Genomic DNA, 13,942 nt, shown 5'->3' with positions numbered 1-13,942 from the left:
TTATTTTTTTCGGCAGGAAAACGATGATCGCTGGCTTTGTACCATCGACAACTCCTGCGGTACGAGCGCGGCGCAGTTGTCTGAGACAGCAAAAAGATAGGCATCCGCCGGAAGGGGTCGATTGGGCAAGACAGTACATCCCACTAAATTTTGCCCCAACCTTCCCCGCGCAACTGGTGTATTGTTTTTAGACAATTCATTCCTCTAAAGGACACCTGCGCAATGATCACCATCCTCGGCAAAACCACCTCCATTAACGTTCGTAAAGTGCTCTGGACCTGCGAAGAAGCAGGCCTCGAATATCTACAGGAAGATTACGGCAGCGGTTTTGCCTCAACGGAAACGGAGGCCTTCCGCGCGCTGAATCCCAACGCCATGGTGCCGGTGCTGATCGATGACGATTTCGTGCTGTGGGAATCCAACGCCATCTGCCGTTACCTGGCGCGCAAGGCCGGACGTCACGATCTGCTGCCCGCAGAACCGCAGGCCTGCGCCAACGTCGAGCGCTGGATGGACTGGCAGGCGACCGAATTTAACAACGCCTGGCGCTATGTCTTCCCGGCGCTGGGGCGTAAAAACCCGGACTTTAACGATCCTGAACGTATTGCGGCGGGAATAAAAGAGTGGAACCACTGCATCACCATCCTGGAAAACCAGCTGCAGCGCACCGGCGCCTTTGCGGCAGGCGAGACGTTTACCCTTGCGGACGTGGTGCTTGGGCTGTCGGTGAATCGCTGGAAAATGACGCCCTTTGATAAGCCCGACGTGCCCGCGATTGAGGCCTGGTTTGAACGCCTTAACCAGCGACCGGCGTTTTTGCGTCACGGAAATAACGGCATGATTTAAAGTATTCTCGACCCCATTTTGAGTAAGGATATTTTAATTAATTACTAAACCCTGAAAGTCGTCAGAGGGAATAATAATTAAGCCATATCCTGGACAGCCCGTTGCGCCGCTTTGCTAGCCTGAATATTCAGGCAAAGCTCAATCTGGAGGTATTCTTGCTGATTAGACTCAAGAAAGAACGAACGCATAAGGAGGATCGCCGGCTTGCTCTCTGGCTGGCGACCTCGGCAGGTTTGCTGAATGCCATCGCTCTCGGGGCATTTGGTTTTTTCCCCTCACACATGACCGGCAACACCTCCCAGTTATCCAGCGAAGTCTCTTCCACCGATCTGAGCGATATGATTTTCTTCGGCTCGATTATTCTCTCTTTTGTCGCAGGCGCCATTGTTGCGCGCATGATTGTGATATGGGGCATTATCCATAACGTCAGGCTGGTTTTTTGCCAGATCCTGTTTGTCGAAGGGTTATTACTGACCGGCGTATCCTTCTACGAGATGTATTTTCATGCCCTCACCAGCAACCGCGTGATTATTCTTTTTCTGTGCGGACTAATGGGCATTCATAACTCCACCTCCACGCAGCTTTCAGGCGGACGGGTGAGATCGACGCACATTACCGGCACGCTGACGGACGCGGGGATATCCCTGGCCTCGGTACTGGTGGCGATGCTGCGCAGGGATTACTCCAAAGATACGGCGGCACAAAAAAGCCAGCTGAAAACCCACTTAACCACCCTTTTCTCGTTTATTTCGGGCGGTATCGCGGGGCTGCTGCTGTTCAGATGGATCGGGTTTAACGCCATGCTGGCGCTCGGGTTGATGCTCGCCGTGGTCGCTATCGTTTCAATTATCACCGTCTCGACGCGGGTTCGACGGGTTCGTGCCTCTCTTTGAAGTTAATGACCGATATCCGGCGTATGAGCTCTTTAGATGTGACACCGTCACATCTAAAAATTCGCTTTAGGACTATTCTGCCTGACCCTCAATCAGCCCTTATGCCATAAGGCTTAACCCAAGGTTGTCACTGTTTTCATAGGGTTACTGATTTTACCCCTTCGCTGGAACCCTTCCCAAACGCTTGCTATAGGTGAAATACCCCTGCCGAAACATGGCATAACAACAGGCAACCGGTGGTTGCTATAACGCATGCGCACAGGGAGACACACCGCAATGCACCCATTACTCAAACGTTCGCTGCTGTTTGTCGGCGCCATTATCGTGGTCCTCGCCCTTCTCGTCTGGGGCATCGGGCTGGAGACGATCGGGGCGCGCCAGGTTGACCTGGTCTATCTCGGGCAACAGCACATGATTCTGGTTTTCTCTTCGATGTTTTTTGCCCTGCTGGTCGGTATTCCGGCCGGTATTTTGCTGAGCCGCCCGGCCGCGCGGGGTATCGCCGAATATGTGATGCAAATCTTCAACGTCGGCAACACGCTCCCGCCGCTGGCCGTACTGGCGCTGGCGATGGTGGTGATTGGCATTGGCGATACGCCCGCCATCATCGCCCTGTTCCTCGCCTCGCTGCTGCCAATCGTGCGCAATACCTACGCCGGGCTGTGCTCGGTCCCGCCGTCGCTGCTGGAAGCGGCAAACGGTATCGGGATGACTAAATGGCAGCGTCTGCGTCAGGTTGAGCTGCCAGCCGCCTGGCCGGTCATGCTCTCGGGGATCCGCATCGCCACCGCCATTAACGTCGGTACCGCGCCGCTGGCGTTCCTGATTGGCGCCAGCAGCTACGGCGAGCTGATTTTCCCCGGTATCTACCTGAACGATTTCCCGACCCTGATCCTCGGCGCGGCGGCCACCGCCCTGTTCGCCCTGATCCTCGATACCCTGCTGGCGGCGCTGGGTCGCGCGATGAGTCCCCATCTCGCTCGATAACAATAACAAGGAGCTTTTATGAGACTGTTTTCCGGCCTGACGGCGCTGTGTGCCGCGGCGCTGTTCACCAGCCAGGCGATGGCGGCCCCGCTGATTCTGGCGACCAAGAGCTTTACCGAGCAGCATATACTCTCGGCGATGACCGTGCAGTACCTGCAAAAGAAAGGTTTCCAGGTCCAGCCGCAAACCAACATTGCCACGGTGATCTCCCGCAACGCGATGATCAACAAGCAGATTGACATGACCTGGGAGTATACAGGCACGTCGCTGATCATCTTTAACCACATCAACAAGCGCATGTCGCCGCAGGAGTCTTATGAGACGGTGAAACGCCTGGACGCGAAGCACGGTCTGGTCTGGCTCAAGCCCGCCGACATGAACAACACCTACGCTTTCGCCATGCAGCGCAAGCGCGCCGAGGCGGAACACATCAACACCATGTCAGAGATGGTGGCGAAGATCGAGCAGGTCCGTAAAACCAACCCGGACAAAAACTGGCTGCTGGGATTAGATCTGGAATTTGCCGGGCGCAGCGACGGCATGAAGCCGCTGCAGGCGGCCTACAAGATGGATCTGGACCGCCCGCAAATCCGTCAGATGGACCCCGGTCTGGTCTATAACGCGGTGCGCGACGGCTTCGTTGACGCCGGTCTGATTTACACCACCGACGGGCGCGTGAAAGGCTTCGACCTCAAGGTGCTGGAAGACGATAAAGGCTTCTTCCCGAGCTACGCGGTGACGCCGGTGGTGCGTAAGGACACGCTGGAGGCCAACCCCGGTCTGGAAGAGGCGCTCAACACCCTCTCGGCGCAGCTCAACAACGACGTTATCACCGAGCTGAATAAGAAGGTGGATATCGACCATCAGTCACCGCAGCAGGTCGCCCGCGATTTCCTGCGTAGCAAACAGCTGCTGTAGGAGGCGCTATGGAGACGATTCACTACATTCTCGACAACTGGGATTACCTCTTAACCCTCACCCTTCAGCACCTGTGGCTGGTGGCGCTGGCCGTAGGTTTAGCCATCATCATCGGCGTACCGCTGGGGATTCTGATTGTCCGCCATAAGTGGCTGACAACGCCGGTGCTGGGGATTGCTACCATCGTGCTGACCATTCCGTCCATCGCCCTGTTTGGCCTGATGATCCCGCTGTTTTCGCTGATCGGTCAGGGTATTGGCGCCCTGCCCGCGATCACGGCGGTGTTTCTCTACTCGCTGCTGCCGATTGTGCGTAACACCCATACGGCGCTCGACAGTCTGCCGCCGGGCTTGCGCGAAGCCGGGCGCGGCATCGGCATGACCTTCTGGCAGCGGCTGCGCTGGGTTGAAATCCCGATGGCGCTGCCGGTGATTTTCGGCGGGATCCGCACCGCCGTGGTGATGAATATCGGCGTGATGGCGATTGCCGCCGTGATCGGCGCGGGCGGTCTGGGCCTGCTGCTGCTCAACGGCATTGGCGGAAGCGATATTCGCATGTTGATTGCGGGCGCGCTGATGATTTGTCTTTTAGCGATTGTGCTCGACTGGCTGCTGCACCGTCTGCAGGTGGTTCTGACTCCAAAGGGGATTCGATAATGATAAAACTGGAAAACCTCACCAAACAATTTTCACAGAAGCACGGCCAGTCCTTTAAGGCCGTCGACAACGTTAACCTGACCGTACCCGAAGGGGAAATGTGCGTCCTGCTCGGCCCCTCCGGCTGCGGGAAGACCACCACCCTGAAGATGATTAACCGCCTCATTACCCCAAGCAGCGGGACAATCCTGATCAACGGTGAAGACACCAGCGGGATGGACACCGTCACCCTGCGCCGCAACATTGGCTACGTTATCCAGCAGATTGGCCTGTTCCCGAACATGACCATCGAAGAGAACATCACCGTCGTGCCGCGCATGCTGGGCTGGGATAAAGCGCGCTGCAAAACCCGCGCCGAAGAGCTGATGGATATGGTGGCGATGGATCCGCATAAGTTCCTCAACCGCTACCCGCGCGAGATGTCCGGCGGCCAGCAGCAGCGTATCGGCGTCATCCGCGCCCTGGCGGCGGATCCTCCGGTACTGCTGATGGATGAACCCTTCGGCGCGGTGGACCCGATCAACCGCGAGGTGATCCAGAACCAGTTCCTGGAGATGCAGCGCAAGCTGAAAAAAACCGTCATGCTGGTCAGCCACGATATCGACGAAGCCCTGAAGCTCGGCGACCGTATTGCGGTGTTCCGTCAGGGAAAAATCGTGCAGTGCGCCAGCCCGGATGAACTGCTGGCGAAACCGTCGAACGAGTTTGTCGGCTCGTTTGTCGGTCAGGACCGGACGCTGAAGCGTCTGCTGCTGGTATCGGCGGGCGACGTCACCGACCAGCAGCCGACCATTACGGTGCGGGGCTCTACTCCGCTTCCCGAAGCCTTTGCGACCATGGATGATAATGACATTCGTGCCGTTACGGTGGTCGACGAGCACGGCAAACCGCTGGGCTTTGTGAAGCGTCGCGAAGCGCGTAACGCCAGCGGTACCTGCGCCGACATTCTCCATCCGTTCCGGATGACCGGCAAGGCGGAAGACAACCTGCGCGTGGTGCTTTCACGTCTGTATGAGAGTAATACCAGCTGGATGCCGATTGTTGATGAGGACGGTCGCTACAACGGCGAGATTTCGCAGGACTATATTGCCGAGTACCTGAGCTCCGGGCGCACGCGCCGGGCGCTGAATATTCATAGCGACAGCTAACCTTTCTGGCCGGGCATCGCCCGGCTTTTTCGCACGCAGACCTTTTGCTAACCCCGCGATTTCCCGCCACAATATCGTATCGTCCCCGTTAAAACGCGACCCATGCAACGTCTTCATACCTACCCCGATATCCGCGCGATGTTTCGTCGCCTGCTGATTGCCACCGTCACCGGCGTGCTGGCCGCGCTCGCCGTTGCGGTATTCCGCCACAGCATGTACCTGCTGGAGTGGCTGCTTCTCAGCAACGACAGCGGCAGCCTGGTGAATGCGGCCGCGTCGCTCTCGCCCTGGCGACGCGCATTGACGCCCGCACTGGGTGGGCTGGCTGCCGGACTGCTGCTCTGGGGATGGCAGCGTCTGACCGCGCAGCGGCCTCATGCCCCCACCGATTACATGGAAGCGCTGGAGACCGGAGACGGCCAGTTTGACTACGGCGCCAGCCTTGTGAAATCCCTTGCCTCGCTGCTGGTTGTGGCCAGCGGAAGCGCCATCGGGCGTGAAGGGGCGATGATCCTGCTTGCCGCCCTCGCCGCCTCCCTTTTCGCCCGGCGCTTTACGCCCAAATCCGAATGGAAATTATGGATAGCCTGTGGTGCCGCCGCCGGGATGGCCAGCGCCTACCATGCTCCGTTAGCAGGAAGTCTGTTCATCGCGGAAATTCTGTTTGGCACGCTGATGCTGGCCTCGCTCGGCCCCGTGGTGATCGCGGCGGTGGTGGCGCTTCTCACCACTCAGCTCCTGGCACCGGGCGCGGGTACGCTCTACGCGGTCCATCTGAGCGGCATCCTCACCGCGGCCGATTATGCTCTTCTCGTCGCGATGGGGCTGGTGGCGGGCCTCTGCGGACCGCTGCTGATGTGGCTGATGGACGTCAGCCACGGGCTTTTCCTGCGCCTCAAGCTTTCGCCGCCGTGGCAGCTGGCGCTGGGCGGTGCGATCGTCGGGCTGCTGTCTCTTCTCACGCCGAAGGTGTGGGGGAATGGCTACAGCGTGGTTCAGGCTTTTCTGCTCGCCCCGCCGCTGCTGTCGGTGATTGCCGGGGTGTTCATCTGTAAACTGCTGGCGGTACTGGCGAGCAGCGGATCGGGCGCGCCCGGAGGGGTGTTTACGCCCACGCTGTTTGTCGGTATGGCAACAGGAATGCTGTTCGCGCAGCTTTTCGCGCTGTGGCTACCGGGCTCTGAGACGGCGATTTTGCTGGGGCTGGCGGGGATGGCAACGCTACTTGCCGCCACCACGCATGCGCCCATTATGTCGGCGCTGATGGTCTGTGAAATGACCGGGCAGTATTTTTTACTTCCCGGCCTGCTGGTCGCCTGCGTGGTGGCGTCCGTGCTGTCGCGGACGTTACGCCACGACTCGGTCTACGGTCAACACGCCACCGAGGGCAGAGAGATCGATGTACTGCGCTAGCTCGCGCTGCTCGGCGCGGGGCAGATAAGGCAGTTCACCCACCAGCGGCCCGGGCAGCTTTTTGCTCAGCACGTCGATGATCTCGGCGTAGTGCGCCAGGCCCGGGTTAATGCGGTTTGCCACCCAGCCAATCAGCGGCAGGCCATCATTGGCGATCGCCTGCGCCGTCAGCAGCGCGTGGTTGATGCACCCTTCCTGGATACCCACCACCATTACCACCGGAAGCTGTTCCTGTACGACCCATTCAGACAGCGGGCGCAAATCATTCATCAGGCTGCGCCAGCCGCCCGTCCCTTCCACCACCACGTGGTCAACCTTCTCGCTCAGGTTCGCCAGGCCGTCGGACAACAGGGGATAATTAATCAGGCCGCTGTGCGCTACGCTGCTCTCCTCTTCGCTTAACGCAATGGGATTGACCGCGTGATAAGGCAGTTCCAGCGACGAGACGCTTTGCAGCACCAGAGCGTCTTTATTACGCAATCCCTCTGGCGTCTCTTTACTCCCTTTTGCGACCGGTTTGTACCCTGCCACGCGTTTACCGCTTGCTGCCAGCGCCTGCAGCAATGCGCGGGATACGACGGTCTTGCCGACAGAGGTATCTGTACCAGTAACAAAGAAACGCTTAAGCATGACTCACTCCACCTCTTGGGTATGCTTCGAAAATATAAACCAGGTAAATAATTCAGTGGAGGAAGTCTACGGGATGCGTGCGCTACCCGGCTTGAGATAGCGCAATTTTTCTTACATCTGCGGAAAAGAGTTAACCCTGCAGCAGGCGGATCAACAGCGAGCCGTTATACATGGCATCTTTGACCAGCGCCGCGCCGGCCATGGTTCCCTGGTTGGAAAACTGGGTGCTTTCTACCGCAATATTTTTGCTGTAGGCGGGAAGCGACTGCTGATGGATGCAGGCCGAAATCGCCGGGAAGAGGATCTCCGCCGCCTGGCTCAGCGGTGAGCCAATAAGGATTTTTTGCGGGTTGAAGAGGTTCACCATAATGGCCAGTATACGGCCAACGTTATTCCCCACGCCGGTAATAATGTCCTTCGCCAGCAAATCGCCCTGGCGCGCGGCGGCGCAGAGGGAATCCACCGTCAGGGGTTGTCCGTGCAGCGAAGAGCTCATGGACTGGCTGAGCCTGACCTGCGCCAGCTCCAGCACGCTTTCCACGCTGGCAATGGTCTCCAGACAGCCGTGGTTTCCGCAGTAGCAGCGCTTGCCGTACGGGTCGACCTGGGTATGACCGATTTCCACCAGGCTACTGCTCCCGGCGTGGAGAAGACGTCCGTCGGTAATCACGCCCGCCCCAACGTTATGGTCGATGACCACCTGAATCACATCCCGCGCACCGCGCGACGCGCCAAACAGCGCCTCCGCCATTGTCCAGGCGCTGATGTCATGCTGAATATAGACCGGCACGCCGGTATGATTTTTCAGCACCTCGCCCAGCGGCATCTCTTTGACATCGTCGTAAAACGGCATGCGGTGAACAATACCGTTTTCGGTATCAATAATGCCCGGCATGGTGATGGCAATCGCCGTTAAGCGTTCAAGCCGCTGCTGATGGCGGATAAAGAAGTGATCGATATGCGAGACAATCGCGTCGAGGAGCGGTTCCTCAGCGTTGAGCGGCAGTTCAAGCCGGTCTTCCACCACCAGCTTGCTGCTCAGGTCGCGCAGCGCAAGGAAGATCTCCCCCCGGCTGATGCGCAGTGACAGGTAGTGCCACGCTTCCGTTTCAACCACCAGCCCGACTGCCGGACGACCGCGGCTGCCCGGCTCCTGAATTTCCGTCTCCTGAACCAGGTGCGCTTCCAGCATCTCGCGGACAATCTTGGTGATACTGGCAGGTGCCAGTTGTGCCAGGCGCGAAAGATCGATACGCGAAACCGGACCAAGCTGATCAATCAGGCGATACACCGCGCCAGCGTTGGTCTGCTTAATCTGATCGATATGCCCTGGCTGACTATCAGCAACCACCTCGTACTCCCTTATTTTCGAGCTTCGAAATAAACTGTTTGCTATGGTGAAGCACTTGCATGGCCGTCGTCAAATATTTACTTAGCCATGTGATTTACCGCACATTTTTACCCTCTTTTGCGTGAAAATGCCGCCCGGCAGAGGCGCTCATTAGCTGCTGTTTGAAGCGCTGTGCGGCATGGCTCTGTTCACGGTGTTTTGACCACACCAGCCACATTTCGGAAACGGCATCCTCTTCGGCGATGCTCACCCAGCGCATTTCGCGCAGTTGCACCCGCTTAAAGGAGGCCGGAAGAATAGACACGCCCAGACCGGCCGCGACCAGGCCGATGATGGTCATCGCTTCCCCTACTTCCTGTGTGATGACCGGGGCAAGATCGTAGCGGCGCATCAACCCCAGGATATCGTCATACAGGCCCGTCCCGACCTGCGGGTCAAAAAAGACAAACGGCTCTTTTGCCAGCTCTGCCAGCGAAACCGACGGACGCGACGCCAGCGGGTGATCGTGCGGGATCATAGCCATCAGCGGTTCGCGCAGGATAACCTCCCACGCCAGCGTGTCCGGCAGCTGGGTGTTACGCATCAGCCCCAGATCCAGCGCTCCCTCATTCAGCGGCGCAATCTGCTCGCGGGTGTTGATTTCGCGCGTCTGAATGTGAACATCCGGAAAATGGCGACGAAATGACGAAAGGGTCTCCGAGACGGCGCTGATAAACGGCGCGGACGAGGTAAACCCGATCCGAAGCTCTCCGGCTTCCCCGAGATAGAGCCGTTCAGCACGGGCGGCGGCGTCATCGACCATGCTCAGAATTTGTCGGCTGTCGATCAGGAACTGTTTACCCGCCGCCGTCAGGCTCACGCTGCGGTTGGTGCGGGCCAGAAGGCGCGCCCCGACCTGCTGCTCCAGGATCTGAATCTGCTGGCTTAACGGTGGCTGAGAGATATTCAGCCGTGCCGCCGCGCGGCCAAAATGCAGCTCCTCGGCGACGGCGACAAAGTAGCGAAGATGACGCAGCTCGATATTCATATTTTTAAAGTATCATTTGAGATTATTAATATATTAGACAGAATATTTACATTTTCCTACCCTGAACAGGTGGTCATACCCGTCACCAGAAATCACGGGGATGTTTAAGCAAGGAAATTGTGTGAGCCGTACAACGACTATTGATATCGATCCGGCAAGAGATATCAATGACTTACCCGCAGCACCGCAGCCGGTCCAGTTCATTAAACGTGGTACCCCCCAATTTATGCGCGTCACGCTGGCGCTCTTTTCCGCCGGTCTGGCGACCTTCGCCCTGCTCTATTGCGTTCAGCCGATCCTGCCCGTTCTCTCTCATGAGTTTGGCGTATCGCCTGCCAGCAGCAGCGTTTCGCTCTCTGTTTCTACCGGCATGCTGGCGATTGGCCTGCTCTTTACCGGGCCGCTGTCCGACGCCATTGGCCGTAAACCGGTGATGGTAACCGCGCTGATGCTGGCGTCGGTCTGTACGTTACTCTCGACCATGATGACCAGCTGGCACGGTATTCTGGTGATGCGCGCGCTGATTGGGCTCTCGCTCAGCGGCGTGGCGGCGGTCGGGATGACCTACCTCAGCGAGGAGATCCACCCGAGCTTTGTTGCTTTCTCTATGGGGCTTTACATCAGCGGAAACTCGATTGGCGGAATGAGCGGCCGCCTGCTGAGCGGGGTGTTTACGGACTTCTTTAACTGGCGTATTGCGCTGGCGGTAATCGGATGTTTTGCGCTGGCATCAGCGCTGATGTTCTGGAAAATTCTGCCGGAATCGCGTCATTTCCGCCCGACATCGCTGCGCCCGAAAACGCTGTTTATCAACTTCCGCCTGCACTGGCGCGACAAAGGGCTCCCGCGCCTGTTTCTGATCGGCTTCCTGCTGATGGGCGCCTTCGTCACGCTGTTTAACTATATAGGCTACCGCCTGATGCTATCGCCGTGGCATCTGAATCAGGCCGTTGTCGGTTTGCTTTCTGTGGCCTATCTCACCGGCACGTGGAGCTCGCCGAAAGCCGGGGCGATGACCGCACGCTATGGACGCGGGCCGGTACTGCTGGTATTCACGGGCGTGATGTTACTCGGCCTGCTGCTGACGCTCTTTTCCTCGCTGTGGTTCATCTTTGCCGGGATGCTGCTCTTCTCCGCCGGGTTCTTCGCCGCCCACTCTGTCGCCAGCAGCTGGATTGGCCCGCGCGCGCGTCGCGCCAAAGGCCAGGCATCATCGCTGTATCTGTTCAGCTATTACCTGGGCTCCAGCATCGCCGGGACCCTCGGCGGCGTGTTCTGGCATAACTACGGCTGGAACGGCGTGGGCGGGTTTATCGCGCTGATGCTGTGCGCGGCGCTGCTGGTGGGCACCAGTTTGCATAAACGTCTGCATTAACATTCCAGCGCCTTCGTGTTTAAATCAAGCCGATGCTAATTTTTGTCATCGGCTGATTCAGACACGAGGACTTCATGAAAAACAATAACTACCAACAACTCACCCGCACCTTCCAGCGTCTCTCCCGCTTCTCCCACCTCTCCTCCATCGCCAGCTGGGACATGTTCACGATGATGCCGCCGGGCGGCAGCGCCGCGCGCGGTGAAGCACTCGCGGAGATGAGCGTCCTGCAGCATCAGATCCTGACCGATAAAAAAGTCGGCGACCTGTTAGCGGCGGCAGGTGAAGATCTGAATGATGTCGAACAGGCCAACCTGCGCGAAATGACGCGCCACTACCAGCAGGCCACTCTGCTGCCGGAATCGCTGGTGGAAGCCAAATCCCTGGCGGGCAGCAAGTGTGAACACGCCTGGCGTACTCAGCGCCCCGCTAACGACTGGCAGGGTTTTTCCACCAACCTGAAAGAGGTGGTCAAACTCAGCCGCGAAGAGGCTCGCCTGCGGGCCGAAGCCAAAGGCTGTACGCCGTACGACGCGCTGCTGGACATTTTTGAACCCGACATGACCAGCGCGCGTCTGGACGTTCTGTTCGGCGATATGAAATCCTGGCTCCCGGACCTGCTGGCAAACGTGGTGGAAAAGCAGGCTCAACGGTCGTTTATTCCGCCGCAAGGCCCCTTCCCGACGGCAACACAGCGTGAGCTGGGCCTGGAAGCCATGAAGATGCTTGGCTTCGATTTTAACGGCGGTCGCCTGGACGTGAGCGCACACCCATTCTGCGGCGGCGTCCCGGAAGACGTGCGCATCACCACGCGCTATGACGAAGATGAGCTGCTCAGCGCGCTGTTTGGCGTGATCCACGAAACCGGACACGCCCGCTACGAACAAAACCTGCCGCGCGCGTGGGCAGGACAGCCGGTTGCCCTGGCGCGCTCAACCGCGATCCATGAGTCACAGAGCCTGTTCTTTGAAATGCAGCTGGGGCGTAGTGAAGCCTTCCTCAGGCATCTTCTCCCTGCGGTACACGCCCGCTTTGGTAGCCAGGCGGCGTTCAGCGAAGAGAACTTTATTGCCTGGAACCAGCGCGTGAAGCCTGGCTATATCCGCGTCGATGCGGACGAAGTGAGCTACCCGGCACACGTGGTGCTGCGCTATGAGATTGAGCGTGCGCTGATCAACGGCGAGATCGAGGTGGACGATATTCCCGCACTGTGGGATGAGAAAATGCAGGCCTGGCTCGGATTATCCACCAAAGACAACTACCGCAACGGCTGTATGCAGGACATCCACTGGACCGATGGCGGTTTTGGTTACTTCCCGTCATACACCCTTGGCGCTATGTACGCCGCGCAGCTGTTCCATGCCGCCCGAACCGCACTGCCGGGTCTGCAGGCCTCCATCGCTGAAGGCGATTTTTCCGCACTCTTTGAGTGGCTGCGTCAGAACATCTGGCAGCACGGCAGCCGTTTCAGCACGTCGCAATTAATCACCCAGGCGACGGGTGAAGATCTGAATATCCGTTACTTCCGCCAACATCTCACCTCACGTTATCTTTAATTCCTCTGCCGGAGCCTGCTCCGGCACTCTTCTCACCCTTTTCAATAAGAATATGATTTAGCACATGTTGTCATGAATGTGTCGGGTGTATGAATGCGTGTCCTTCCGACACAATTAGACTGCCATCAGGTCAGGATTAAAAAAAAAAGGGATGAATGATGAAAGGCATAATGAAAACGATGTTAGCCATTCTGTGTGCGACCAGTTTAAGTACTTTCGCAGCCACGGATAATACCCCGCAAGACGCGTTCAACGATATTACCCGCTCTCTTGCGGACCTCCAGCCCATCACGTTTCAGGCTCCTGCTGAAAAATATAAGCTGCTGGTGTTTATTGATAATCAGTGCATTTACTGCAGCAACGTAGTGAAAAACGTTAAGCAATATACGGATGCCGGTTTGACGATGTCGTTTCTGACCGTTGCGCCCAACGCCATTCGCGACTCGGTAATTGAAGATATGGGGCGCGTCTGGTGTTCAACCGATAAGGTCAAAAGCCTGCAACAAGCGATGGCGGGATTTTTACCGGATAACGACACCACCACAGCCTGTTCCGATCTGATCGCGCGGCAATCTGCACTGACAGAACGACTGGGCATTAGCATCACCCCGGTAATGGTGGTGATCGAGCCTGAATCACGGACGATTATAGGCAGTCAGTCTCCGGCGGCTATTCTGGCCACACTGAACAAATAACAGAGGCCCGTACGAGCAGCGGCGTTTGGCCTGTTCGTACACTTTCCTCCCCTCTGTACATTCCGTTACACGCCGATACCAATCACTCACGGAAACCTCGAATTTACAGGGATATAGTTATTTCAACGGCCCCGCAGTGGGGTTAAATGAAAAACCAAATTCGAGGGTATGAGAATGAATAAAGTATTAGCTCTGGTTGTTGCCGCTGCTATGGGTCTGTCTTCTGCTGCATTTGCTGCTGACACTACCGCAACTGCTGCACCGGCTGCCGCGCCTGCTGCAACCACCACCGCTGCGCCAGCAAAAGCGGTTCACCATAAGAAACATCACAAAGCTGCAGTGAAAAAAGAAGCCGCTGCGCCAGCAACCGCAGCACCAACCGAGCAGAAAGCTCAGGCTGCCAAAAAGCACCACAAGAAAGCCGCTAAACCGGCTGTAGAACAGAAA

The 13,942-nt window shown here is 57.6% G+C and carries 14 protein-coding genes; 11 read left to right on the top strand and 3 right to left on the bottom strand.

The genetic code is table 11. The features are described from left to right. Positions 1-222: 222 nt before the first annotated feature. The 7 genes from IM317_RS04155 (at position 223) to clcB (ending at position 6,861) form a co-directional block, all read left to right on the top strand. Complete coding sequence (locus tag IM317_RS04155) at positions 223-846, top strand: glutathione S-transferase family protein (RefSeq protein ID WP_033145385.1); 624 nt, start codon at positions 223-225, stop codon at positions 844-846. Between the two features lie 155 nt (positions 847-1,001). Next, the gene (locus IM317_RS04150) at positions 1,002-1,739 is read left to right on the top strand and encodes a YoaK family protein (protein WP_033146530.1); all 738 of its coding nucleotides are present in this window, start codon (positions 1,002-1,004) and stop codon (positions 1,737-1,739) included. 276 nt (positions 1,740-2,015) lie between these two features. Next, positions 2,016-2,726, top strand: a complete 711-nt coding sequence (gene osmY / locus IM317_RS04145) for an osmoprotectant ABC transporter permease OsmY (protein ID WP_033145384.1) — start codon at positions 2,016-2,018, stop codon at positions 2,724-2,726. Positions 2,727-2,744: 18 nt separating this feature from the next. After that, the gene (gene osmX, locus IM317_RS04140; protein ID WP_033145383.1) at positions 2,745-3,644 is read left to right on the top strand and encodes an osmoprotectant ABC transporter substrate-binding protein OsmX; all 900 of its coding nucleotides are present in this window, start codon (positions 2,745-2,747) and stop codon (positions 3,642-3,644) included. An 8-nt stretch (positions 3,645-3,652) separates the two neighbouring features. Beyond that, complete coding sequence (osmW, locus tag IM317_RS04135) at positions 3,653-4,300, top strand: osmoprotectant ABC transporter permease OsmW (protein WP_033145382.1); 648 nt, start codon at positions 3,653-3,655, stop codon at positions 4,298-4,300. After that, entirely contained in the window at positions 4,300-5,448 is a 1,149-nt protein-coding gene (osmV, locus tag IM317_RS04130; RefSeq protein ID WP_033145381.1) for an osmoprotectant ABC transporter ATP-binding protein OsmV, read from the top strand. Before osmW ends, osmV begins: the two co-directional genes overlap by 1 nt. Before the next feature lie 102 nt (positions 5,449-5,550). Then, a complete protein-coding gene (gene clcB, locus IM317_RS04125) occupies positions 5,551-6,861 on the top strand; it encodes a voltage-gated ClC-type chloride channel ClcB (protein ID WP_033145380.1) in 1,311 nt (436 codons plus the stop codon). Here clcB and bioD read toward each other — a convergent pair. The 3 genes from bioD to IM317_RS04110 all read right to left on the bottom strand — a co-directional run bounded on the left by bioD (position 6,796) and on the right by IM317_RS04110 (position 9,869). Beyond that, positions 6,796-7,491, bottom strand: coding sequence for a dethiobiotin synthase (gene bioD / locus IM317_RS04120; RefSeq protein ID WP_023311511.1), 696 nt, complete (start codon positions 7,489-7,491; stop codon positions 6,796-6,798). The genes clcB and bioD overlap by 66 nt on opposite strands. A gap of 130 nt (positions 7,492-7,621) precedes the next feature. Next, positions 7,622-8,842 (bottom strand): sugar metabolism global transcriptional regulator Mlc, encoded by a 1,221-nt coding sequence (mlc, locus tag IM317_RS04115; RefSeq protein WP_023311510.1) that lies wholly within the window; start codon positions 8,840-8,842, stop codon positions 7,622-7,624. A 94-nt stretch (positions 8,843-8,936) separates the two neighbouring features. After that, the gene (locus IM317_RS04110; RefSeq protein WP_033145379.1) at positions 8,937-9,869 is read right to left on the bottom strand and encodes a LysR family transcriptional regulator; all 933 of its coding nucleotides are present in this window, start codon (positions 9,867-9,869) and stop codon (positions 8,937-8,939) included. A 121-nt stretch (positions 9,870-9,990) separates the two neighbouring features. Here IM317_RS04110 and IM317_RS04105 point away from each other — a divergent pair, with 121 nt between their 5' ends. The 4 genes from IM317_RS04105 to asr all read left to right on the top strand — a co-directional run. Then, positions 9,991-11,244: an MFS transporter gene (locus IM317_RS04105; protein ID WP_033145378.1), complete on the top strand. Its 1,254-nt coding sequence runs from the start codon at positions 9,991-9,993 to the stop codon at positions 11,242-11,244. 74 nt (positions 11,245-11,318) lie between these two features. Beyond that, the gene (locus tag IM317_RS04100; RefSeq protein ID WP_033145377.1) at positions 11,319-12,800 is read left to right on the top strand and encodes a carboxypeptidase M32; all 1,482 of its coding nucleotides are present in this window, start codon (positions 11,319-11,321) and stop codon (positions 12,798-12,800) included. Positions 12,801-12,970: 170 nt separating this feature from the next. Further along, the gene (locus IM317_RS04095) at positions 12,971-13,495 is read left to right on the top strand and encodes a thioredoxin fold domain-containing protein (protein WP_223998181.1); all 525 of its coding nucleotides are present in this window, start codon (positions 12,971-12,973) and stop codon (positions 13,493-13,495) included. 174 nt (positions 13,496-13,669) lie between these two features. Continuing rightward, the coding region (gene asr / locus IM317_RS23890; RefSeq protein ID WP_227010850.1) for an acid resistance repetitive basic protein Asr at positions 13,670-13,942 on the top strand (273 nt) is incomplete at its 3' end.

Source organism: Enterobacter cloacae complex sp. S3 (assembly GCF_014930495.1).
Classification (GTDB): domain Bacteria; phylum Pseudomonadota; class Gammaproteobacteria; order Enterobacterales; family Enterobacteriaceae; genus Enterobacter; species Enterobacter asburiae_B.
The sequence above is the reverse complement of the archived record's forward strand: the minus strand, read 5'-3'. Positions and strand labels throughout refer to the sequence as shown.